At 32.6% G+C, this 24,942-nt stretch carries 16 protein-coding genes and 1 tRNA gene; 12 read left to right on the plus strand and 5 right to left on the minus strand.

Annotated features, from left to right (window positions below; genetic code table 11):
- Positions 1 to 44 precede the first annotated feature (44 nt).
- Positions 45 to 120 (plus strand) — tRNA-Gly (locus MVE07_RS03175).
- On the opposite strand, the gene MVE07_RS03180 is transcribed toward MVE07_RS03175, so the two are convergent.
- The 5 genes from MVE07_RS03180 to MVE07_RS03200 all read right to left on the minus strand — a co-directional run bounded on the left by MVE07_RS03180 (position 99) and on the right by MVE07_RS03200 (position 7,292).
- Positions 99 to 1,376, minus strand: a complete 1,278-nt coding sequence (locus MVE07_RS03180; protein WP_297453882.1) for a hemolysin family protein — start codon at positions 1,374 to 1,376, stop codon at positions 99 to 101. The genes MVE07_RS03175 and MVE07_RS03180 overlap by 22 nt on opposite strands.
- Positions 1,373 to 2,656 (minus strand): hemolysin family protein, encoded by a 1,284-nt coding sequence (locus MVE07_RS03185; RefSeq protein ID WP_297453884.1) that lies wholly within the window; start codon positions 2,654 to 2,656, stop codon positions 1,373 to 1,375. Before MVE07_RS03185 ends, MVE07_RS03180 begins: the two co-directional genes overlap by 4 nt.
- Complete coding sequence (locus MVE07_RS03190) at positions 2,649 to 3,602, minus strand: ABC transporter ATP-binding protein (RefSeq protein ID WP_297453886.1); 954 nt, start codon at positions 3,600 to 3,602, stop codon at positions 2,649 to 2,651. Before MVE07_RS03190 ends, MVE07_RS03185 begins: the two co-directional genes overlap by 8 nt.
- 72 nt (positions 3,603 to 3,674) lie before the next feature.
- A complete protein-coding gene (locus MVE07_RS03195; protein ID WP_297453888.1) occupies positions 3,675 to 6,005 on the minus strand; it encodes an EAL domain-containing protein in 2,331 nt (776 codons plus the stop codon).
- Positions 6,006 to 7,292, minus strand: coding sequence for a class I SAM-dependent RNA methyltransferase (locus tag MVE07_RS03200; protein WP_297453891.1), 1,287 nt, complete (start codon positions 7,290 to 7,292; stop codon positions 6,006 to 6,008). It abuts the gene before it with no gap.
- A 68-nt stretch (positions 7,293 to 7,360) separates the two neighbouring features.
- Between MVE07_RS03200 and MVE07_RS03205 the strand changes: the two genes are divergently transcribed.
- The 11 genes from MVE07_RS03205 to MVE07_RS03255 form a co-directional block, all read left to right on the plus strand.
- Positions 7,361 to 8,521 carry a hypothetical protein gene (locus MVE07_RS03205; protein WP_297453894.1) on the plus strand — a complete coding sequence of 387 codons (1,161 nt, stop codon included), beginning with the start codon at positions 7,361 to 7,363 and terminating at the stop codon, positions 8,519 to 8,521.
- Between the two features lie 69 nt (positions 8,522 to 8,590).
- Positions 8,591 to 9,895 carry an ATP-binding protein gene (locus tag MVE07_RS03210; RefSeq protein WP_297453897.1) on the plus strand — a complete coding sequence of 435 codons (1,305 nt, stop codon included), beginning with the start codon at positions 8,591 to 8,593 and terminating at the stop codon, positions 9,893 to 9,895.
- Positions 9,896 to 9,975: 80 nt separating this feature from the next.
- Positions 9,976 to 14,958 carry a DNA gyrase subunit A gene (locus tag MVE07_RS03215; protein ID WP_297453900.1) on the plus strand — a complete coding sequence of 1,661 codons (4,983 nt, stop codon included), beginning with the start codon at positions 9,976 to 9,978 and terminating at the stop codon, positions 14,956 to 14,958.
- The gene (locus MVE07_RS03220) at positions 14,959 to 15,165 is read left to right on the plus strand and encodes a hypothetical protein (RefSeq protein WP_297453902.1); all 207 of its coding nucleotides are present in this window, start codon (positions 14,959 to 14,961) and stop codon (positions 15,163 to 15,165) included.
- A 58-nt stretch (positions 15,166 to 15,223) separates the two neighbouring features.
- Positions 15,224 to 15,760, plus strand: a complete 537-nt coding sequence (locus MVE07_RS03225; protein WP_297453905.1) for a hypothetical protein — start codon at positions 15,224 to 15,226, stop codon at positions 15,758 to 15,760.
- Positions 15,761 to 15,822: 62 nt separating this feature from the next.
- On the plus strand, positions 15,823 to 16,659 hold the full coding sequence (locus MVE07_RS03230; RefSeq protein WP_297453907.1) for a hypothetical protein: 837 nt from the start codon (positions 15,823 to 15,825) through the stop codon (positions 16,657 to 16,659).
- Positions 16,656 to 19,277 carry a PD-(D/E)XK nuclease family protein gene (locus MVE07_RS03235; protein ID WP_297453910.1) on the plus strand — a complete coding sequence of 874 codons (2,622 nt, stop codon included), beginning with the start codon at positions 16,656 to 16,658 and terminating at the stop codon, positions 19,275 to 19,277. The genes MVE07_RS03230 and MVE07_RS03235 overlap by 4 nt, the downstream gene beginning before the upstream one ends.
- Positions 19,270 to 22,275 (plus strand): UvrD-helicase domain-containing protein, encoded by a 3,006-nt coding sequence (locus MVE07_RS03240; RefSeq protein WP_297453913.1) that lies wholly within the window; start codon positions 19,270 to 19,272, stop codon positions 22,273 to 22,275. The genes MVE07_RS03235 and MVE07_RS03240 overlap by 8 nt, the downstream gene beginning before the upstream one ends.
- A 59-nt stretch (positions 22,276 to 22,334) precedes the next feature.
- Positions 22,335 to 24,251, plus strand: a complete 1,917-nt coding sequence (locus MVE07_RS03245) for a TonB-dependent receptor (protein WP_297453915.1) — start codon at positions 22,335 to 22,337, stop codon at positions 24,249 to 24,251.
- Complete coding sequence (locus tag MVE07_RS03250) at positions 24,248 to 24,706, plus strand: hypothetical protein (protein ID WP_297453917.1); 459 nt, start codon at positions 24,248 to 24,250, stop codon at positions 24,704 to 24,706. Before MVE07_RS03245 ends, MVE07_RS03250 begins: the two co-directional genes overlap by 4 nt.
- The coding region (locus tag MVE07_RS03255; RefSeq protein ID WP_297453920.1) for a hypothetical protein at positions 24,703 to 24,942 on the plus strand (240 nt) is incomplete at its 3' end. The genes MVE07_RS03250 and MVE07_RS03255, both read left to right, overlap by 4 nt.

Raw genomic sequence — 24,942 nt, forward strand, 5'->3', positions numbered from 1 at the left:
TGACATCGCCGAGAATTTGCATATATAATATTGACCCTGATTGAGCGAGCGTAGCTCAGTTGGTAGAGCACTTCCTTGCCAAGGAAGGGGTCGCGGGTTCAAGTCCCGTCGCTCGCTCCATTATTCTCAGTTTTTCCCTCTAATTTTTCTATTAAAACTTCTTGAACCCTTCTAATATTAATACTCATAACTGTAAATTTTGTATTACCTACCGTCAGGCTTTCCCCCCTTTTGGGCATTCTTCCAAGCATATATATAATCATTCCGCCTACTGTTTCATAAGGTCCCTGTGGTAATTTTTCGTTTATCAGCATTTCAACTTCTTTCAGTTCTATACGGCCGTCAACAACTATCTTGTCCTGTATAAATCTTTTTATCATTTTCTTTTCTTTTTTGGAAAACTCATCTCTGATTTCTCCAACTATTTCCTCAAGGACATCCTCAAGGGTAATAATTCCCATTGTGGCTCCCCTTTCATCAACAACAACTGCCATATGGTCTTTAAACTGTTTAAATCCCTTTAAAACATTTGGCAGGCTTGTAAACTCAGGAAGATATCTTATAGGTCTGACTAACTTATCTACAGTATCATCCACATCCGCTTTGACAAGGTCATAAGCCCTGATAACCCCTACAATCTGGTCAATTCTTTTTTTATAAACAGGTATTCTGGAAAAGCCTGTGTCTTTAAAGATATGAATAATATCGCTGATTTTACTACCCAGTGGAACGGCTGCAACGTCTGAGAGAGGAACGACAATTTCTCCAAGTCTTCTTTCTTCAAATATCAGAACATTGGCAACAATTTTTTTCTCTAATTCTTCTATTCCTTCTGCTTCAAGCCTGAGAACATCAAGTAGCTCTTCTCGGGAAAGGAATTTATCCTTTTTAGGTTGTAGTCTGAATATGAAAAATACCAGCTTGTTAATTATTTTTGCAATTATCAGGAATGGATATAGTAGTTTCCTGAAAAATTCCAGTGCAGGAACAATATAAAAGATTATTTTATCAGCGTAATGTTGAAATACACTTTTAGGGAGAATTTCGCCGAATAAAAGGGTTATTACGATAATACCTTCTGCGAAAACTTCTTCCTTGTGCTGTAAAAATGGTATAAAAGTAGATAAGGAAGATAAGAAACTAACAAAAAATGCTGTTATGGTAACAATACTTAAGGTTGTTCCAATCAGACAGGTTGCAACATATTCATCAAATCTTTTTTCTAATTTTTCATAAACCTTTTTTGCCCTTTTATCCCCGTTTTTTGCAAGGTATTTTAGTCTATTTCTATCAACAGAGAATAATGCCAGCTCTGAACCTGAGAAAAAAGCCTCCAGCATTAAAAAGAACAAAATTCCTATAAGATAACTTATCATTCTTCCTCTTCCTCTTTTGGTTGTTCTGGAAGTTTTTCAATAATTACAGATATGATTCTGTTGTTTTCCACTTTTTCTATGGTGAACTTAAAGCCTTGATATACAAAGCTTTCGTTTTCTTTTGGAATTCTTTTGATGTAATCAAGTATAAATCCTGCAACAGTATCAAATTCATAATCAGGGGGTAGTGTTATACCTAAATCTTCTTCAAGTATTTCAACCTCTAATTTCCCTGAAACTCTCCATTTATTTTTTCCGATTTTTTCCATAAATGGTTCTTCTTCTTCATATTCTTCAGGTATATCTCCTACGATGAATTCAAGGATATCCTGAAATGTGATTAATCCAACAACTGTTCCGTGTTCATCAACAACAATGGCAATATGATTTTTTGTTTCCTCAAATTTTTTCATTATGTCAAGAAGGGGAGTAAATTCAGGAATAAAGTAAGGCTCCCTTAAAAATCTGTCTATTTTTTCTTCTCTACCTTCAAATTTCAGGAAGATAATATCTTTGATATAAAGAATTCCAACTATATTATCCAGCGAACCTTCATAAACAGGTATCCTACTGTAATCGTGTTCTTTGACAATTTCAAGGACTTCCCTTACTGTTTTTCCTTTTTCTATGGCAAATATATCTCTTCGTGGGGTCATTATCTCGCTTACTGTTACTTCGTGCAGCTCAAGGGCTGATTCTATAATTTCTTTTTCTTCTTCTGTGAATACTTTGTTTTCTGTTCCTACTGAAATAATTGATAAAAGTTCATCCTCTGATAGTTTGTGGCTTTCGACAGGTAGTTCCAGGCCTACTTTTTTCAGAACATACTCAGCCAGTTTCATAAATACAAATCTAAAAGGGGTCATTATTATGTAAAACATATAAAAAGGTCTTGCAGCAAATAGGGCGTATCTTTCAGGATAATAAGAACCTATTGTTTTAGGTGTTATTTCTCCAAAAGTAAGAATTAGAATAGTCATTATGATGATTGCGATAAATAAGTATTTTTCCCCAAAATAGTGCAGGACTAATCCTGATGTGATTGCTGAAGCTGTGATATTCACCAGCTCGTTTCCAATTAGGAACGTGATAACCAGCTCTTTTGGTCTTGAACGGAGTAAATCAGCTATAATTGCAGACTTATTTCCTTCTCTGGCAAGGCGTTTAATCTTAAGCCAGTCCATAGAGAAGAAAGATGACTCAATACCTGCAAAAAATGCAGATAATAAAAGAAGCCCGAAGATTATTCCTATCTGAATTAGCAAACTGCTATCAAGCAAAGTGACAATAAACCTCCCTGTTATCAGATTTTTTGTATTCCGGTTTTGTTTTGCATATATCCTCTGCTATTGGACATCTTGAGTAAAAAACACACCCGTTCTCAGTTTCTTCCCTGTAAACCTCTACTACCTGTTCAAGTTTTTTCCTTTTGGAAGGATGGTCAGGTGGAAGAGAGGCAAGAAGTAGTTTTGTATAAGGATGTAATGGGTTTTTTAATATATCTCTTGCATTACCTTTTTCCATTATTTTCCCTCTGTAAATTACCATAATTCTGTCTGCAAGCATACCAACTACATTAAGGTCATGGGATATAAAAAGGAAGCTTATTCCAAATTTTTGTTTAAGGTTGTTTATTAGATTTATGATCTGAAGCTGGATTGATACATCAAGGGCTGAAGTTGGTTCATCTGCAACAATCATTTTAGGCTTTAGAACAATTGCTCTTGCAATAGCCACCCTTTGTCTTTGGCCTCCGGAAAGCTCTGAAGGATATCTATCTAAAAATGTTTCATCAAGCCCTGCATCTTTAATCGTCTGAACCACCAACTTTTTTCTTTCTTCTTTAGGAAAATCATGGACTATTAAAGGTTCTTCAACAATCTGTTTTATTTTAAGCCTTGGATTAAGGGAGGTTCGCGGATCTTGAAAAACTACTGATGTTTTTCTCCTAAACTCTTTTTCTTCTTTTCTGCTTAGCTGATATATATCTTTTCCTTCAAACTCTATTTTGCCACTGTCTTTTTTTATCAGTTTTAGTATAAGCTTACCAATAGTTGATTTTCCGCTTCCTGATTCGCCGACAACGCCTAATATCTCATTTTGATTTAAACAGAAATTAACGTTATCAACGGCTGTGAAATACTCTTTTTTCAGGAGGGATTTCTTTATGAGGAATTTTTTTGATAAGTTTTCTACCTTCAGTAAGGTAGGACTACTGCTATCCATTTTTTAGGTTAACCTGCTTTTTAATACCTCTAAAAAATTTTTTAAAAAGTATAACATAAAAGAAATTTTTGCCTATGATATAGGTAATGTAGGTGAAGGTTTGCCAAAATAGTATCCTTGAGAGTAATCTATTCCCAGCTTTTCCACTTCCTTTTGAATTTCTTCATTTTCCACAAACTCAGCAATGGTTTTTATATTTACCTCTTTAGCAAAAGTTACTATTGCTTCTACAATAGCATGGGAAATTTTGTTTTCTAACATTGTTTTTATTAATGACCCGTCTATCTTGATATAGTCAATATTTAGTTTAACAAGATAAACAAAGTTTGAGTATCCACTGCCAAAATCATCAATAGATATTTTTGCACCTTTATTTTTTACTTTGTTAACAAAATCTATAACTTCCTGTGCTCCTTCAATACTTTCGTCCTCAAGCAGTTCAAATGTTATGTATTCACATATGTCTTTTGTATCTAAAAGTTGAAGTATAAAGTTTTCCATTTCTACGTTGATTATGTCTGATAGGGATAGATTTATAGATAGATTTATCCCATATTTACGTGCTGTTTTAAATGCATTTTGTATAACGGTTTTAGAAATATCTGTGTATAGTTTGTATCTTTTAGCTATTTCAAGAAAATGATAAGGCGTGTAAACTGTGCCATCTTCATCAATAAGCCGGACAAGAACCTCATATTTTTCAATCTGGCCGGTTTTGTTATTGATAACGGGCTGGTAGTAATTTACTATCCGTCCATCCTGAAGGGCAGATTTTATTTTGTTTACCCATATCAGATTTTCTCTGTATTCTGCAATTGCTGAACTTTCTTCTATATAACTGCTAACAGGTTCATTCTCAAGTATTCTTGCATTTTTCAATGCTATATCTGCTTTCTGGAGCGGATCATTCTGAGCTATAGATATTCCAGCTGATACCCTTAGATTTACAGCTTCGTTGCCGTATCGGAAAATCATATTGTTTATTTTTAAAACCAGATTTTTTATGGCCTTTTCAAACTTTTCCGGAGAAAGATTGTTATCTAAATCTGCTATTACAAACTCGTCACCGAATATTCTGTAAACTTTCAGTTTAGGATGTATTTTTTTAGCTTCTTTTTTCAGGATTTTTGCGAGGGTTTTAAGGATATAATCACCGAATTCATATCCGAAAACATCATTAATTTCTCTGAACTTGTCAATATTTATAACCGCTATGGTTGCTACAGGATGTTTTTCTAAATCTTTGTTGAATTTTTCCCTGTTGAAAAGCCCTGTCAGTTCATCTTTATAGATTTTTAAAACCAGATTTTTTCTTTCATGTTGTAGAGATTTTTCCTTTGAAGAAAGTTCTTTTTCAGCTGAGGATATCTGTTTAAAGAAAATAAAACTCATTATTGTGAGAAGTGTAAATAGAAACCCTCCTGCTGCTGTAGTTGATAAGATATCTTTTTTCATGTTTTCTTTTAAATTGCTTAATCTTTGTTCAATTACTTTCTTAATATCTCCCAGATAAAACACTGAGGCTATGTATAAATCCCATTCCGGATAGTATTTCTTATAGACAAGATGATTTCCATATTGTGAAAGGCCTTCTTTTAGATTTTTTATAAAACTAAATTCTTTGCATGTTGCTGTATCCAGAAGGCAGGATTGGGTAAATCCGTCTATTAGGATTATCCTGTTTGAGCTATTTTTTTCCATTTTTTGAATTGTCTGGGCAAATTCCAGTTTTATCTGTTGCCTTAAATACTCTATATAGTCACCGGAACCGATAATCCAGTTAAATGGTTTGAATAATTTTAGATAGGCAATTTTTTTATAGGGCTTTTTTCCGTGACCTGGGAGATACCAGTAATAACTTACAAATCCACCACCTCTAAGGGCTGCCAGTAAAAACTCCCGCTGGACATACTTGCCATAGATATCCTGATAATTCCACATTGATTTATTCTCTATTTCGGGGAAAGCGGGATTGGCAAGCACGATACCTGTTGTGTCTGCACGGGTTACAAAGTAGTATCCTCTGCCTCCAAAAAATCTGGCTTTCCTGACAGATTCTAAGAACATTTTTTGAATTTCTTTATCCGGAATTTTACCTTTCAGGAAAAGATATATCTGTCCAAGTAGTGTATCTGCTATTCCAACAACATCTTTAAGGTTATTTTTTAGCTTTGTTTCCAGTAAACTGTTTTCAAAATCTGCCAGTGTTATGATTTGGTAGACCTGGTTTTTTATAAGATTTTTTCTTTCTTCTATAATTGTAGATTTTAACTGGTCTTTACCCAGATTGTATTCCTGTATCTCTTGATAGATGTTAAATCCTGTAAAAAATATAAATGCAATACCTGCAAGTAGTATTATCCAGAGTAAAACAAGCCGTGAAATTGAATCCTTTCTTTTCATTTATTTATTATCATCGGTTGTTTTTTCTAAGATTGTTATACTTTCTATATGGTATGTATGGGGGAACATATCTATCATATAAGTTTTAGCAAGCTGGAAACCATTTTCTATGAGTTTATTGATATCCCTTGCCAGTGTAGATGGATTACAGGATATATAAATAAGTTTTTTAAGTTGTGGTATTTCCAGCAGTGCATTTAAGGTATCTTTATCCAGTCCTGTTCTTGGAGGGTCAACAAGAACAAGCTGTGGATTTTTCTTTTTCATATAGTTTAAAACCTGTGACGCAGGTGCCCTGTGGAAATGGACATTAGGGGTTTTATTCAGTTTTTTGTTATGGTTTGCATCCTGAACAGCATAAGGATTTATTTCTACTCCGAACACCTTTTCTATATATCTGCCCATTGGAATGGTAAATGTTCCGACTCCGCTATATAGGTCAAAGGCAATTGATACATTACTATTTTTTGCTTCTTCTTCAACAATTTGAATCATATTTTTGACCTGAAATCTGTTAACCTGAAAAAATGAGTCTGCAGATACTCTAAATCTGTAATTCCCGACAGCTTCATATCCGAATGGGCTGCCTATAAAGTTTAATCTTTTTGGTATTTTGTCCTTCTGGTATATACCTGCACCTACAAGGGTTTCTCCTAAAAATGCTTTTAGATGTTTTAGTCCGAGGGGAAAACTTTTTACTCTACGGGGAAATATAAACCGGACAGTCATCTGTCCTTCTGAGGAGGAATAAAAATGAGCTTCAATAGGCTGGAAAGTAAGAAAAGGCAAAACTTCCTTTAAACCTGCTAAAGCTTGATTTAATTCTTCTTTTAGAAGATAACAGTAGTCTATGTTGATAACATTATGGCTTTCCCGCTGATAAAAACCGACTTTTTCTCCGTATATCTTAAACTGTGTCCGATTTCTGTAGTGGAATGGATTTTCTGAAGGAAACACGTTTTGCAGCGGGACATCCTTTATTTTTCCTATTCTTTCCAGGGTTTCAAGGAATATCTCCTTTTTGTATTCAACCTGTTTTTCATACTGGATATGCATATAATCACAGCCACCGCAGTATGTGAAGTATTTGCATACAGGTTCTACACGGTAAGGGGAACTTTTTAAGATTTCAACAGGCTGGCACTCAATAAAACTCTTTTTTTCATTTGTTATTTTTACAGAAACTTCCTCTTCAGGTAGGACGAAAGGAACAAAGCATACCCTGTCATCTATCTTTCCGAGTCCCTTTCCGCCATAAACAAGTTTTTCAATATTGACCTTTATCATTTATTAAACTAATTCCTTTTGTGATATTAAAATAGTTTAAAAATAATATATCATTTTGGAGAGGTTGAATGTTTTATGTATCAAAAGTAACCCCGTTCTTTTTTATTCTTGCTTTTATTGATTTGTTTATGGCTGTTTTTTCCCATGGAATAGGATATGACTATGTTTTTGTTGGTCTGGTATCTGTTTTTGGATTTATTCTGCATACAATACTGGGAGCAGCTTATCAGATAATTCCAAACTCACAGCAATCGGAATTAAAAAATGAAAAACTCCAGATAGCTGTTTTTGTGGCTGCTTCGTTGTCTTCTTTGCTTATGTATATAAAAAACTACCAGATAGCTGCACTGTTTGCCCTTACTGCGGTTATTTTGTTTACTATTCATGTTTTACCTGTGATAAAAAATTATCAACCGATAACTATTAGATTTTTGGTTGGTTCCCTTGTCTATATGAATCTAGCAAGTTTGTTTTTTGTCCTTGCTTATATCCCTTTTAAATGGATACCTTTTGTTCCTTTCCAGCTGGCAGTCCATACATTAACAGTTGGAACAATGCTAAATGCTATTCTTGGTGTTGAGCTTGCATGGATACCGATGCTGATGATGCATACCCTTAATGTGAGATTTGCAAATACTGTATTTTATGCAGTGCAGGTTTCTATTTTTGTTTTTCTAACAGGATTTGCAATTATGAATTATAAAGTTGTTGCAGCTGGCGGGGTTTTTCTGCTGCTATCTGTTGGATTATTTTTATGGATTGTGTTTAATGCGATTAGAAGTTCAACCCATAAAGAAATTCCATTTGTTGTTAAATTTTTCCTTGCAGGGCTTGTTTTCCTTGTTATAGGAATGCTTTCAGGTGCCCATGTAGCAGGTAGTGAGAACTTTAAGTTTGTTCCAATGCATATGATACTAATGGTTTTTGGATTTGGGGGACTGACTATAACAGGTGCAATGTTCCATTTACTTCCAAGAATTGTATGGAATATGGTTCATGTTAAAAAGGCACAAGAAGGAAAGCAAATACCAAATGTGTTTAATATCCTAGACAAAAAGGAAACCATGATTACATTTTATCTGCTGATAGCAGGTGTTATTCTGATGGTCGGTGCTACATTTATTGAGCTGAATACAACGAGATATCTTGCTTCTTTGATATACTTGACAGGACTGGCGATGTTCTTCAAAGCTTTGTTTTACAGACTTTATCTTCTGTATACCCTATAAATCAAGGGCTGACATCAGCCTGTTTAAAGTTTCCTTATTAAAAGGAAAAAATTATGCTAAAATTTCCTTATGAAAAGGAAAGAAATATTTAAAGAGCTTATAGTTGAGTTCCAGAATAGACAATTGCCAACTGTTATAAACCGTAATATAGAAGTTCCTATCAATACAAAGAAAATAATTTCTATTATAGGTGTAAGGCGAAGTGGTAAAACTTTTGTTCTTTTCCAAACAATCAAAAAATTGCTCAATGACTATAAAATTCCCATAGAAAGAATAGTTTATATAAACTTTGAAGATGAACGACTTGAGATAACAAAAGAGGATTTAAATCAACTTATAGAGGCTTATACAGAGCTTTATCCGGATATCTCTCTTGATAAGGTTTATTTCTTTTTTGATGAAATTCAAAATGTGCAGGGTTGGGAAAAATTTGTTCGCAGAATTTATGATAGCTATACAAAAAATATATTCATAACCGGCTCAAACTCAAAACTATTATCCTCTGAAATAGCAACTTCTTTAAGGGGAAGGAGTATATCATTTACGGTGTATCCACTTTCATTTAAAGAGTTCATAAAGTTCAAGAACATAAAAACAAAAAAAACTGATATTTATGACATAAAGAAAAGGGCAAAAATAAAAAGCTTATTCTTAGAATATATGGAGTTTGGAGGATTTCCTGAAATTGTGTTTTTAGAAGATGAAAATTTAAAAATAAAGGTATTACAGGAATATTTTGAAGTAATGCTTTATAGGGATATTATAGAAAGATTTCAAATAAAAAATCCTTTAGTGTTGAAATATTTTGTAAAAAGAGTCGTAGAAAATGTAGGAAAGCCTTTGTCTGTTAATAATATTTACAATGAATTAAAATCTCAGGGGTTCAAGCTGGCAAAGGATAGTTTATATTCTTATTTAGAAATGTTAGAAGCTATATTTTTTTCATTTATAGTAAAAAAATACACAAAGTCAGTTTTAAAATCTGAGTTGACACACAAAAAGGTTTATTTGATTGATAATGGATTTTTAAATGCTTTGAGTTTTTTATTTAAAGAAAAAAAGGGTGCTTTACTGGAGAATATACTTGTAAAAGAGTTTAAAGCCAAAGGCAATGAAGTTTTTTATTTTAAAGAAAAAAAAGAATGTGACTTTATAGTTGTGGATGCTGAAAATAACTTAATTCCTGTTCAGGTTAGTTTTTCTCTTGTAGATAAAGAAACAAGGAAAAGGGAAATTGAAGGATTAATAGAGGCTTTAAAATTCCTTGGTTTAGATAAAGGATTAATAATAACTTTAGATGAAAAAGAAGAACTAAAAATGAATAATTACAAAATAGATATAATCCCCGCTTATGAGTATCTGCTACAGTTATAATTCAATAAATTTCCCTGAAGAAATCCCCTTATAAATATGGTAAAATATTGTTTTAATCAATATTTGAAGGGGTTTTTTAGATGTCAGAAATTATTAAACAGCCTATTGAGGAAGAGGTAAAATCAGCCTATTTAGATTATGCTATGTCTGTTATCGTCGGAAGGGCGATACCAGACGTCAGAGATGGTCTTAAGCCTGTCCAGAGAAGAATCCTTTACGCAATGAATGAACTTGGATTATATCCAAATAAACCATATAAAAAGAGTGCAAGGATTGTAGGGGAATGTTTTGTTGCTGGAACTCTGGTTAATACTGAAAAGGGATTAAAACCTATTGAAAAGATAGAGCGTGGAGAAAGAGTCTATACTCAAAAAGGATTAAGAGAAGTTACAGAACTTTACATAATGCCACCACAACCTTTATTAGAGGTTGAGCTTGAAACAGGTGTTGTTAATAAAGTAACAAAAGGACAGATGTTCAAAGTCTTTGATGAAACTTTAACTTTCGTATGGAAAAGGGCAGATGAACTAAAAGAAGGAGATTATGTTGTTTTATCAGCAAAAGAGCCTGATATTTCTGAATATCAAGTAGTAAATGGACTGAAAATAGATGAAGATATTGCTTATTTATTGGGACTATTTCTTGCAGATGGATGGATTGATAAAGACAAAAGAGGATATAAAAGAATTGCATTTGGATTAGATAATAAATCTGTATTAGATAGAATAAATGAAATTCTACTGAAGAAGTTCGCTAAAAAGGAAAATATCCAGCACAGAGAAAATCACTATATTTTGAAAATTAATAGAAAAGATATAAATGACCAGTTAATACAGGCACTAAATATAGAAAATAAAAAGTCTGAGAATATTTCTATTCCGGAATTCATTTTCCAATCTCCAAAAAGTGTTGTTTTTTCTTTTCTAAGTGGTTTCATTGATGGTGATGGAAGTGTTCATTTAAATAGAAATGTCCTCAATATAACCTCTATTTCTGAAGAATTTATAAGAGCATTGCAAATTTTACTGTTCCAGTATGGAATAATAAGCAAATTATTTGTATCTCAGCCAAAAGAAAATAAAATTGGAAATAAAACAATCAAAGGTAAAAATAAAGTTTACTCTTTAGAAATTAGCGGTCATTTCCTGAAAAAACTTGCGGAAACGTTAACTCTTTCTCATTCTGTTAAACAAAATAGACTCAGCCAAATTAAAAATTTTAAGCAATCTAAATTTGATGAGATACCATTTATTGCTTCTAAAATCTTTAAGGAATTTTCTGAAAAACATTTAGGTGGTGGATGGTATTTATCTATAGATGGTAAAAAAGTTAGAGCTGGTATTAAATATCCAGATGGAACAAAGATTAGATATTCAAAAGATTTGGCTGAAAAAATTAAGCTTTATAAAAATTCTATTTTTGCGCTTGGTATTTATAAAAAGTTAGAAATAATAGGCTCAAGGTATAAAGACTTTATTGATACAGTTATAAAGGACAATCTATTTTTTGTAAAAGTAAAAAGTATAAGAGAAATAGAACCAGAAATAACTTATGATATTCAAGTGGCAGAAGAACATGAATTCATAGCAAATGGGATGTTATCCCATAATTGCCTCGGTAAATACCATCCACACGGTGATACATCTGTTTACGATGCCCTTGTTAGAATGGCTCAAGATTTTACCCTTAGGTATCCTCTTATACAGGGGCAGGGGAACTTCGGTTCAATAGATGGTGACCCGCCAGCTGCAATGAGATACTGTGTTGTTGGAGATACATTAATCCACACAGATAAAGGTCTTATAAAAATAAAAGATATAGTTCCAGATAGCAAAGAAAACTCAGATAATCCAGTAGATATAAAAGTTCAGTCTTTAAACAGAAAGATAAACAGTTCTGATATGTTTTTTAATAGCGGAAAGCATAAAACAATAAAGATAGAAACAGAAGAAGGCTATGAAGTAGAAGGAAGCTTTAATCACCCTGTTTTAACATGGACTACAGATGAAAACGGCAAGCCTGTTTATAAATGGAAAACCCTTGACCAGATAAAAGCTGGTGACTATGTGATAGTTAGCAGATTAAATGATATAGAACCATCTGAAGATTTACTTACAGAAGAAGAAGCTATTCTCCTTGGTTCTCTTGTTTCAGAAGGATATATCTCAGACAACAGAGTAGGATTTAATAACACAGATGAGGATTTTGCAAAGCAGTTTGAAACAGCCCTTGTAGGTAGCTATGGAACGGTGGGCTGTAAGTATGAAAGAAAACTTAAAAGCGGAAAAACACTGATTGAATATCAAGTTCATCAAAAGGAAGTTGTTGAGGATATAAAAGAAAAAGGCTTTAGCGAAAAATCAGCAGATAAAGAAGTGCCATATACAGTTTTAAGGTCTTCAAAGAAAATCCAGAGAGCATTCTTAAAGGCACTTTTTGAAGGAGATGGCTCTGTTTATAAAGGGAAAGGAACTGTTGTTATTTCTTACACCTCTAAAAGCAAAAAGCTTTTAAAACAACTGCAGGTTTTACTCCTGAATTTTGGAATTATCTCAAGAATTCACAGAGATAAACAGAACCATAGACTTATCATCTCTGGATATGAAAATGTAAAACTGTTCAAAGAAAAAATAGGGTTTTTAAACACAAAACAGGAAAAACTGGAAAGGCTTTTAATAGAGTTAAATGCAAAAGAAACAGCAAACAGCAAAACAGATTTTATTCCTTTTATAGCTGATTATGTAAGGGAAAAATACAAAGGAAAAGGCTTTAATGAATGGTTCTTAAAACACAATATAGATAGATATCCAAAGATTGAGAAATACTGGGAAAAACTTGAAACAATATTTGATGAAGAAGATTTAGCCCTTTATAGAGAACTTCTTGAAAACAGATACTATTTTGCAAAGGTTAAAACTGTAGAAGAAACGGGAGAAAAAGTTGTTTATTCAATCAGAGTAAATAGCCAATGTCACTCGTTTGTTGGAAACGGGATAATCAACCACAACACTGAAGCCCGTCTCACAAAGCTTGCAATGGAAATGCTTGCTGATATAGATAAAAATACCGTTGATATGAAAGAAAACTTTGATGCTTCCTTAATGGAACCGGAGGTTCTCCCTGCTAAATTCCCAAATCTCATATGCAACGGTGCTGCAGGTATTGCTGTAGGTCTTTCAACAAATATTCCACCTCACAACTTTACAGAAGTTGCAGAGGCACTCAAATATCTGGCTGAGTTTCCAAATGCAACAGTTGAAGAGCTTTGTCAGTTTATAAAGGGCCCTGATTTCCCAACAGGTGGCGTTTTAATAACACCAAAGGAAGAAATAATTAAGATTTATCAAGATGGAAGAGGCTCAGTAACAGTAAAAGGAAAGGCAAGAATAGAAAGACTTCCCGGAAACAGACACAGAATAATCATTTATGAGATACCATATCAGGTAAATAAAGTTGAGTTTATAAAAAGAATTGCAGAGCTTGTCAGAAAAGGACAGGAAAAAGGAATATCAGACCTTAGAGATGAATCAGACAGAGACGGTATCAGAATAATTGTTGAACTAAAAAGAGAAGCTGACCCCGAAAAAGTTCTTAAAAAACTATACAGAAGAACACAGCTCCAAAAATCAATACCTATAAACTTTACTGTTCTGGTAGGGAAACAGCCAAAAACATTAGACCTGAAAGGAATACTATGGGAGTTTATAAAGCATAGAATAGAAGTTATAACTAGAAGAACCCTTTATGAACTTGAGAAAGCAGAAAAAAGACTTCACATAGTAGAAGGTCTGCTTAAAGCCCTTGAAAATGCAGACAGGGTTATTGAAATAGTCAGAGGCTCAAAAGATGTATCCTCTGCAAAAGAACAGCTAAAGGCAGAATTTGGTCTTTCTGATGCACAATCACAGGCTATCCTTGATATGAGACTCTCCAGATTTACAGCCCTTGAAGGAGACAAACTCTATCAGGAAGCCGATGAACTAAGGCTGAAAATAGAGGAATATCAAAGAATTCTTTCTTCAGAAGAAGAAAAGATAAAAGTATTTATTCAAGAGATGGATGAGCTGCTTGAAAAGTTTGGTGATGAAAGAAAAACAATGGTTATGGAAGAAAAAGGAGAGCAGCTCACATTTGATGAAGATTTCATACTGGCAGTTCTAAGCTCAGGAAGAATAATAAACAGAAAATTTGATGAAACAGAAAGTAAAGAAGAAGTTTACCAAAAAGTCCTAAGCGAAGTTATTACATCTGTAGCCCCCGGGGAAAAACTTATTTCCATACAGGAAGTAAAAAGCTCAACTCCTATAGCCTTTATAACAAACAAAGGCAGAGCTTACTGGAGCCTTGTTGCAGACCTTCCAAAAGGAGAAGGAAAGATAAATATTGAAGAAGGGGAAATAGTCGGAACTTCATTTAAAGGTGAAGGAGATGAAGATAGACTGTTTATCCTGACTAAAAAAGGAATAATTAAGAGAATGTCCTATGAGGATATATTCTACAAGTCCCAAAACCATCTGATTATTCCTCTTATGGAAGATGATGAGGTAGTTCAGGCATTCTCAGATGACCATCCATCAGCAATAGCAGTTTATACCAGAAAGGGCGACCTGCTTATGTTTGACAGGTCTCAGGTAAGGGTAACAGGAGATAAAGCAAAAGGTGTAGAAGCCATAGACTTAGATGAAGGGGATGAAGTAAGAGGTGGATTTTTAATAAACAGCGAAGAATATGTCCTGACAATAACAGAAAAAGGATATACAAAGCTTGTTAGAAAAGAAGAGTTTTATACAAAAGAAGGAAAGCTGAAAAAAAGAGCCCAGAAGGGACTTATGGCAGTCAAGCTTTCTAAAGATGATGCTTTATCAGTTGCTACCAGTGTAAATATTGGGGATAACCTGCTACTTTCTACAGAAAAAGGTCGTATCCTGAAACTCAAGATTGACGAGAACACAATACCGGTTGCCAAAAGGACAGCAATGGGTGAACAGCTCATAAAAATAGAAGGTGATAAAGTAGTTAGAGTTGTTAAACCAAAACTTAAAGAGGAAAATCAGGAAGAATAAATGGTTTACATATTACTGATTTTTGGAATCATAGTTGGGCTTTATGCAATTTTTAACAATATCGGCGGAGTCTTCTCCGCCTTTCAATATAAAGATGAAACTCTTGTCATAGGGAAATTCCTCCAAAGTCTCCTTCCTGTCATAGCCGGAGCTGTAATAGTCTGGATTTCAGCCCAAAATCTGTATGATATGATAAAGAAAAAGTAATACTATATCTAATTTAAGTTATAATAATATTGTTCGATGGTTTTTTGGGGGAGGAATATTGATTTCACATATTGATAAGTTAGTAAACCAGACTGTCAATATAGGGGAGGATTTTTATAAAAATATTACTTCTCTTGTAACATATAATGACACAAAAGATAAAGTAACTCTTCTCAGATTGTTTTTAAAAACATATAAAAGCTGCGCTGATTATAACTCTTTACTTTTTATATGTTTTTCCAATGATTTGACAGAAAAGTTGTTTGAGGAACTAAACAAAAGGGAGTTTAGACATCATTACCATATAGATATATGGAAAGAAACAGACAGATTTATAAGGGATTTTGAGGATATATTCAAAAATTTTGAGGCGAAAATGGAAAGTAAAGAATGTCTTTTCTCAGAGCTTATATCCGGTGATTTTAAAGCAAATGTAATAGACATTTATGAAGAGCTTAACAAAATATACGCCGGGATGAAATTTGATAATCTTGATAGATTTGAAGTTAGTATTCAGGAGATGCTTTTTCATCATCTTACATTCTTTGAAATTATCCTCAGAGGTTTGATCCTTACATTAAAAAGTCAATTATAATGTCAGATTTTTCTCTGCCCGAAGTTTATAATTATTAGAAACGAATATTTAAGAGGGTGGTTATGGAGGGTCAAAATAATCTTTGGGGCAGGGAAAAAATACAAAATCGTAGAAAAGATTATTCAAAGGATTTTACAAACTTTCTTATCCTTGATATTGAAACTATAAAAGATACCCAGATGATAGATGATATTCAGGATGAAAAAGTCCTGAAAAAATTGGAAGAGGATGAAAATTATTTTATCCCCCATCCTTATCATCGTATTGTTGCGATTAGTATAATGGGTATCAAAATGCCTGATGGGGATTCTGTTTTCAAAAGTTTTGCCTCAAAAGATGAAAAAAGGTTAATAGAGCTTTTCTGGGAATATTATATGAAAGCACACTCATTTGGGGTTTATAAAACCAAAAGTGGAGATAAGAAAAAAGCTATTTCCCGTTTTCCTGTGCTTATTACCGTAAATGGAAAGGATTTTGACCTGCCTGTAATAAAGCTAAGAAGTTTAAAATACATTCCGGATTTTCCAGACTACAAAAAATTTATCATAAGCACATATCTGGACAGGTTTGATAAATGGGAAAATGATTATCCCAGATATACTATGCATCACACAAAATTCCATATAGATATTCCAGTTGATATTTTTAATAAAAAAGTATCCCTGAAAAACCTGTGTTATCTGTGTGGCATTCCTGTTAAGCAAGAGGGAGATGGTTCTAAAGTTCAGGACTATTTTGATAATGGAGAGCTTGAAAAAATCGCAAAATACTGTGCAGAAGATGTAAAAGCAACGGCATTACTGTTTGCCTATATAAACAAACATCTTTTGTATGAGACATACCTGTTTCCTGATATGGAGTTTATTAAAAGTCTTGAGGGGGATATTCAGGTATTATGAAAGACAGATTTTTTTGTGGAAGCTATTCTTATCTAAAAGAAAAACTCTCAGAAATAATAATTCAAATAAACCAGAACCAGCCTGGAAGTAAACTTACATTTATAGTCCACTCAAACCAGATGAAACAGGCTTTCAAGGAGTATTTAACAGATAAAGCAGGCATACTGGTTAACACAAAATTTTATACTCCCATTGATATAGCAAAGGAACTGGCAGAGGTTGAACCTATTCAGAATTTTGAAAAACAGCTAATACTAAAAAAAATTATGTTTGATAATGGTTTTCAGCTGGAAGGACTTGTTGAGGAATATGGGCTATTAACCCAGCAGATTAAAGAATATGAGATAAATCCAGAAAGAATAAATAATCCTGTAGTCAGAAAAATAGTTCAGGACTATATAAATCTCACCGGAAAAGATATCATTGACAGGGAAGACACACATAAGATTGCCACCGTAAAAGATACTGATTTCCAGACAGATTATCTGTTTATAATCGGTATAAAATCAGTTGCTCCTATTCACCAGAAATTATTTAAAAAGCTTAAGAAACTTTCGAAAAAAATATTTGTATTTTTACCTTTTTTCTTTGATAGCGGATATTATGAAAACCACGACCATTTTAAAACCCTTCGGGCTTTTTATGAAGAACTGGCAGAGACTCCACCTGAGATAGAAAAAATAGATAATCCAAATATTAAAACAGGAAAATACATATATAGATTTTTCTACGAAGGTTTACCGGTAAAAAATCCGGACTTAGATATATATCAGGCAACAGGCATAGAAGAAGAAGTTGAGTATGTTGCAGCAGATATAGCAAACAAGCTTCTTGATGGAGTGCAACCCCATCAGATAGGCGTTATAATCCCTGATATTCAGAAATATATACCTCAGCTAAAGGAAACTTTCAGGAAATATAACATTCCGTATTATCTGTTTGAGGAAAATAGATTTATTGATGACCCGATTTACAGTCGTCTTTTTGGAATTTTCCAGATTAAACTTCAGGAGTTCTCAAAGGAAAGTGTATTAAAGGTTTTATCTCCTGAGCTTCTGGACTTGCCGGATTTAGACAGTTTATATCTAAAAATTCTTCAGGAAAATAATTTAAATAGTTATCAAGACTGGGAGAGTTTTGTTTTTGAAGGAAATAATTCCCCTTTAAAAGAACTCCTCAAAATTTTAGACTTGCTACCAGAACAGGCAAATATAAAAGAGTTTGTAAGATACTTTGAAGAGATAAAGGACAGATATATAACCTGTGAAAAATGCAAAGAATTCCTTGAAAATATTTTTGAGTTCTTACTGGAAAACAGAATTTACTCTGAGTTTTTTTCAGAGATATCCTATAAGGAATTTGTTTCTATTGTAGAAACTTTTTTCAATCAGGAAAATAAAGAAAACCGCAAAACAGGAGATTTTGTTTCTGTTTTAACCCCTTCAGCTGCAGAGGGAAATAATTTTGAATACATATATTTTCTGAACCTGAATTCCGGTATTTATCCTTCACCACTACGGGAAGAAATCCTTGCTACTGCTGTAGAGTTGGGAATGGATTACCCATTTCACGTTCTTATGCAGGAGCTTGCAAATTTTGCGGCGATACTGGACAGAGGCAAGCGAATAAAACTATTTTTTTCTGCCACAGATACAGATAAAAAAAGTCTATACCCTTCTGTTTTTGTAAGTGAAGTGATTAGGATAACTGAAAAAAAGCCGCAAAAACTGAAAAATCAGCCTGTTTTATACACAGATTTTGTTTTGCATAACGGAAACAAACTGGCCAACCCTGTAAACTACCAGCCCTCAAAAGATAATTTTATTTATCAATTTGTGGATATCAAAAAGCCTATTTCTCCTACAGGCTTTGCTGTTTATGTGAACTGTCCGTATAAGTATTTTTGGGATGTGGTTATCGGAGTAAGCCAGGAAGAGATAGACAGAAAACAGATTCCTGCCTATGAAACAGGAAAGTTTATACATGATATTTTGTATAGGTATTACAAGGGGCAAATCACAACCAAGCAAATAGAAAAAGAATTTGATGAATTTTTTGAAAAACAAAAAAGATTTATACTTCCTGCATATATCCCTGTGGAGTATACAAAAATAAGGTTTTTAAAGGAAAAAACCCTTGATTTTATCCAGAAAGATAAACTCAGGATGAAAGAAAACGGAATAAAAATAGATTTTAAGCTCCTTGAAAAAGAACTATCAGACGAAAGGTTCAAAGGCAGAATAGACAGAGCAGAAAAAGACCCTGAAGGCTTTTATTACATAGCAGATTATAAAACCGGTAATGTAAAGGGATTAAACAGAACATTTGAAAAAGAACTGAAGAAAAAATATATCCAGCTGCTTATATACAAAAAACTTCTTGAAAAAGAAGGCAAACAGGTAAAAGACGTGGCAATATTTGCTATAAACGACCACACAAAAAGATATTTTTATTTTGGAGAAAATCTTGATTTTATTGCCCTTGAAGAGTACCTGGAAGAGATGGTAAACCAGCTTTTTAGTAAAAAATTCCATCCTGAACGAAATGATGAATGCAGATATTGTCCTTACATAACTTTTTGTCCTAAAGACAGTATACAGGAGCAGGAAGATGCCTAATATAAACTACATAGCATCCGCAGGAACAGGGAAGACATATAAGCTCGTTGAATTAGTGATAGATAAAGTTTTGAAAGAGGATATTCCTCTGAAAAATATGCTTATTCTCACATTCTCAGAAAAAGCAGCCACCGAGATAAAGGATAGAATAGCCAAAAGAATAAAAGAACTGTTGTCTGGGAATACATTAAATAAAGAAGAAAAAGTCCGTCTCCACAGACAGCTTATATTCCTTGATAATAGCTATATAGGGACATTTCACAGTGTATTTTTAAGATTTTTAAAAAGATTTCCTGAAAAATCAAAAATAGATAATAGTTTTTCAATACTATCCGAAGGACAAACTGACCAGTTACTTGAGCTATTATTTGATAAATGGATAGAAGCTGATTTTGAAAATGATAAGGACAGATGGGAAGAGATTTTAGGTCTGTTTGAAGGCAAAATAAGTCTGGTTAAAAAATTCCTGAAAATTCTCTATAACAACCGATTAAAACTAAAATTTACCCATATTGACCTTGAAAATCAAAAACAAGAAATAGACAAGATAAAAAAACAGATTTTTGAAGCAAAAGAAGAATTCATTAAAAGTCCTTTTTATGAGATTTTAAAAAATGCAGAAAAGGAATATCCTCAGGCTTCCAAGCTAAGCCTGTCTGATGTTTTAAATTCAATTGAAAATGACACTATTACCAGTCTAAATATAAAAGGCAATAAATCCTTTATAAAACAAAGAATATCCAGAGATGTTCCTGAGGATTTAAAAAAAGAGCTAAAACAGATATCTCAAGACCCTGAATTTGTGCAATTGCAGGATAGTCTTTTAGGCTTAATAGAAGAATACCAGCAGGAAATATCTGATTACAGGGCAAATCTAATCCTTTCAAAATTTTATCAATTCCTTGAATTTGTTGAAAAAGAAAAATCTGAGAAAAAAATAATTGATTTTGATGATATTCTCCAAAAAACACTGGAACTATTTGAAGATGAAGAGGTTGCTCAATATTTGAAAAATCAGTTCAATTATATCTTTGTTGATGAGTTTCAGGATACAGACAAAATTCAGACAGAAATCTTAAAAAGGATTTCAGACCATAATATATATGTTTTTGGAGACCCTAAGCAATGTATATACACATGGAGAAATGCTGATCTTGATGTTTATTTTGATTTTTTAGAGGAAAACGATTTTCAAGATGAAATACTTGATACTAACTACCGAAGCACACCACAGCTTATTGAGTTTTTTAATAGATTATTTTCGGATACACAAATTTTAGAGCATATCAAAGAAGAATTCAGAAAACCTGTTAAACCTTCAAAAGAGGATTTTATAACAGACCCAGCAGTAAAACTGATTAGCATAAAAGATACCCCTGAAAAACAAGAAGTTACAGCAGAGACATTCGCAACAGCAAAAATTATAAATCAACTTGTTTCAAATGGAAGATATGATTACAAAGATATATCTATCTTATTTGACCGAAATGATGATATTAATGAATTTTTAAATATATCCAATCAACTTGGTATCCCTGCAGTTTCTCTGGCAAATATCAGATATTCACAGCTACCTGAAATAAGACTATTGATAGATTGTTTAAGATTTATCGAAAATCCAGAAGATAGCCTTGTGACAACCTGTATTCTAAAATCCCCTGTTGTTATGGCTTCAGATGAAGAGATTTATAAAAATGGTTTAGAGTCTGAGCATAGATTTTTTAGATTATTAAAGGAGCTGTCAGACCAAAAATATAAATTATCCGTGGAGCAAATTATAGACAAGATTTTTCAGGAATCCCCATTTCTTGAAATGTTTTCTGTTATGGAAGATGGCCTGCAGAAAGTAAAAAATCTCAAGATGGTCAAAACACTGGCAAAGAAAAAAACATTTGATAATCTTTCTCTGCAGGAATTTATCAGATTTTTAGAAGAATATTCATCAACTCCTATTGATTATGAAGATAATGCCGTTCAACTGATGACAATGCACAAATCAAAAGGCTTGCAAAACAAGATTATTATTATCCCTCTAATATGGAAAGATTTTAATCTAAAACTTTTTGGAAATGTCCATATATATGATGGAGAGCCTCTTATTTATTTATCAAAGGCGAAAAGCAGACTACTAAACGATAAAAGTGTGGAAAAGCTTATCAAAGATAAGATACTGCATGAAAAAATCAGACTGTTTTATGTTGCAGCCACAAGAGCACAGGAGCAACTTATATTTGTTTCAGCAAGGGACAAAAGCCGTTCAATCTCCATATTATCTTTAATAGATGAGTTTTTACCTGATAAAACAGGTATACATCAAGAGGAAATCAGATATCAGGATATAATCCCTGAAGGCAAAGTCCAACAAACAGAACCTATTGATTTACAGCAGTTAAAAGAGATAGAAGAAAAAGAGAAAAAAATAAAAAATATGAGTTTTGATAAAGAAAGGTTTACTTCAGTAACGAAACTGATGGAGGAGGATAAAAAAGAGATTAGCCTCGGGAAAAAATCAGAAGAAAATCTGGGAATATATATTGGAATTTTGACCCATGAAGTTTTGGAAGATTTAGATTTTGAAAACTTTTCCTATGAAGATATTGAAAAGCTTATAGAGCAGAAAAGAAATATTGTGCCCCAGCATATTCAGGAAAAGGTCGTTTGGCAAGTTAAAATCCTTTTAGAAAAATTTGAAAATTCCAATATTCATATTGAATTAAAAAATAGCCAGATACTTTTCAGGGAATTACCTTTTACATTAAAAGACAACTCTTTATTTGTAGAAGGCAGAATAGATATAGTTTATGAGAAAAATGGAGATATTTGCATAATGGATTTTAAAACCAATAGATATGAAACATCTGAGGAGGAGAGAAAAATTATTAACCAGTATCAAAAACAGAAGGAATATTACCTAAAGGCGATTAGCAGGCTTTTCCCGGATAGAAATATTAATTTCAAGCTGGGACTTTTATGGACGGATAAAATTATATTAATATAATAAAAAATTTATTAAAACTGTCCGATAATATTGTTATAAATTAACTTTAGGAAGGACAGATGAAGAAGAAAATAATTTTAGCGTTTTGCGGGGCTTTATTATCGGGAAATGTTTTTGCCGGACAAGAAAGTATACTTTCCCTTATGAAAAAATATGAAGAAGCTTCAGATTTATCTAAAAAAACCAGGGAAGAGAGTCTGGGACATATTCTTGTCTTTACCCGAAAAGACCTTGAAATAATGCATATATATACATTATCAGACCTATTAAGGATAATACCTTTAAACAATATATTGCCTAATAATTATGGTGTAGAAACCCTTTCTCTTCCGGGAGGAGGCTGTAGTATTCCTATTATCTATAGGTTGTATATCGATGACCATGAAGTAAGTTCTATTAACACCTATAGCCCATTTTTAACCTATGATAAATATCCTTTAGACCATATAGACCATATTGAAGTTTATTATTCTTCAGGGGCTATCAGTGTTACTACAGAACCATCAAAAATAATAATAAAGCTGTATACAAAAAAACCGGAAAGGGAAAATGCAACAAAATTCAGGGCTTCTGTAAGCACAAAAAAATCTTACACACTTAATATTTTTGCTGCTTATAAAGGTAATGAAAATTTCTCTTATCTGGTTAATTTCAGCAAATCATATTTTAGATTTCCCAGACCCAGAATAAATGGGCAAACGGTAAACAGAAATCAGTTTAGAAAAGACCTGTTTTTCAAATTAAATTACTATGAAACTCAGGTTGAGTTGTCAATGTCTGATGTTAAAAGAGGTGGATTTTTCGGTCTATCTGGGGATAAGGCTCCGGATTTTGCCCATACATGTTCATTTGATAGCTATCTTGTTGTTTCCCAGAAGTTTGACAATAATACAAAGCTTATACTTTCTTATGATTTCCAAAAAAGGAAATACAAAGAACTTAATAAAGCAACCGATGGAGGAATTATAGCACCTAAGCTATTTAATCCACTTCAACCTCCTATTGTTGAATATTATGAGAAGCTAAACTTCCATAAATTTGCAGCTATTTTAAATAAAAAGATAAAAACAGAAAAAAATCTTCTTTTGATAGGAACATTCTGGAGATATTATAACGAAGATAGACTTACAAACTATTACAAAAATGCTCTTAATATGAAGTATGACCTGACAAATGCTCCGAAAGTTAGAAATTACTATATTGGGTCTGTATATCTGGAAGATAGCTATAACATAAATGATAAAAATCTTATTATACTGGGGGCAAATATAGACAAGTTTAAATTTTATGGTCAAAAAAGTAAAAATAGGCTTAATTTAAGAGCGGGAGTTATATCCTTTATAAATTCAAAACTCATGCTTAAAGGATTTATTTCAAGATATTATGTAATTCCTTCAATGCTTATGATAGAACTGTCTAAAAAAACCCGCTTAGAGCCTATGATGGTTAATGCATATACAGGAGAAGTAAGATATAAATTCGGTTCTAATGAAATAAAAGGGTTTACAGGATATTACAGAATAGACAACTTGATTAAGTTAGATCATAGAAGTTTTACTTATGAGAATTCAGGAGAGTCACATAATTTCCACGAATACGGACTTTCTTTTAGAAGAGATTTTAATGATAATATCTATTCAGAAGTTAATTACTGGTTTACAGATGTTGGAGAAAATTATTTTTCTCCTGATAGAGGAGGCTATTTTAGACTTGGGGGAGATTTTAATAAATTGAAGTTATATACAGACCTTGTTTACAGAGGAGATTATAAACCATTTGGCATTCATGTAAGAGAAAGTTATAACCTAAGGTTATCTGTTTCTTATGCTTTGCCTTATGACTGGAATTTAACAATAACAGGAGATAATTTACTTAATAAGCCAGACAAAAAGGCTTATATGGATGTATTTGGAAATAAAGGAGTTAAGTCTGTTTATGATAGACAAATAATAATGACTGTAGAGAAACTATTTTGAGAAAAAGTATAATTTTTTTGGTTTTAATATACGTGTTAACTTCATTTGCCGGAGATATAGACCCATCTATTAAGTATGAAATTAAAATACTTGAGAAACTTGTTCGGGATGCTACAAAAAAAGAAAAACCGGAAGTTTATTTTATAGGTCTTTCACAACGGAAAATTGACTTGCTTATTACCCATACTACGCTCAGAAAGGCCAGAGATGAAAAATCAGCAGATTTTGTCTTTATTAAAAACGTAAAAAGAGAATTTAATGCTGTAAAACCGACGATGGCACTTGATTATTCATCTTTTGAGAAATGTAAGGATTGTATCGGGCTTTTTACATGGAGAAACGGGAGACCGGTTTTACTTTTAATAGAAGAGAATTTAATCAAGTTTCATATATCATTACCTGAAGATTATAAATACTTTATAGAAAGCAAAAACTTTACAATTGGAAAAAAATGATTTTTGATTTTAAAAATAAAAGAACGAGGTTTTTTTATACAATAATATCTCTTTTACTCGCCTTATTTATTGTTTTGTATCTACATAATAAAGCTATTCCAGATATAGAAAACAAACTTGAGCACAGAATAGTTCATATTTCTACCATAGATGTAATAAATGCTATAAAAAATACAATAAATATGTATATTCCTAAAGAGGATTTTATTAAAAAGACTTTAAAGGATAATAATTAT

Source organism: Persephonella sp. (assembly GCF_027023985.1).
Lineage (GTDB): Bacteria > Aquificota > Aquificia > Aquificales > Hydrogenothermaceae > Persephonella_A.

Bases quoted from the DNA above. Each gene is read 5' to 3' on its own strand.
- MVE07_RS03215 (WP_297453900.1), top strand. From the start codon at position 9,976: ATGTCAGAAATTATTAAACAGCCTATTGAGGAAGAGGTAAAATCAGCC.
- MVE07_RS03230 (WP_297453907.1), top strand. From the start codon at position 15,823: ATGGAGGGTCAAAATAATCTTTGGGGCAGGGAAAAAATACAAAATCGT.
- MVE07_RS03195 (WP_297453888.1), bottom strand. From the start codon at position 6,005: ATGAAAAGAAAGGATTCAATTTCACGGCTTGTTTTACTCTGGATAATA.
- MVE07_RS03180 (WP_297453882.1), bottom strand. From the start codon at position 1,376: ATGATAAGTTATCTTATAGGAATTTTGTTCTTTTTAATGCTGGAGGCT.
- MVE07_RS03240 (WP_297453913.1), top strand. From the start codon at position 19,270: ATGCCTAATATAAACTACATAGCATCCGCAGGAACAGGGAAGACATAT.
- MVE07_RS03200 (WP_297453891.1), bottom strand. From the start codon at position 7,292: ATGATAAAGGTCAATATTGAAAAACTTGTTTATGGCGGAAAGGGACTC.
- MVE07_RS03235 (WP_297453910.1), top strand. From the start codon at position 16,656: ATGAAAGACAGATTTTTTTGTGGAAGCTATTCTTATCTAAAAGAAAAA.
- MVE07_RS03245 (WP_297453915.1), top strand. From the start codon at position 22,335: ATGAAGAAGAAAATAATTTTAGCGTTTTGCGGGGCTTTATTATCGGGA.
- MVE07_RS03210 (WP_297453897.1), top strand. From the start codon at position 8,591: ATGAAAAGGAAAGAAATATTTAAAGAGCTTATAGTTGAGTTCCAGAAT.
- MVE07_RS03190 (WP_297453886.1), bottom strand. From the start codon at position 3,602: ATGGATAGCAGTAGTCCTACCTTACTGAAGGTAGAAAACTTATCAAAA.
- MVE07_RS03205 (WP_297453894.1), top strand. From the start codon at position 7,361: ATGTTTTATGTATCAAAAGTAACCCCGTTCTTTTTTATTCTTGCTTTT.
- MVE07_RS03220 (WP_297453902.1), top strand. From the start codon at position 14,959: ATGGTTTACATATTACTGATTTTTGGAATCATAGTTGGGCTTTATGCA.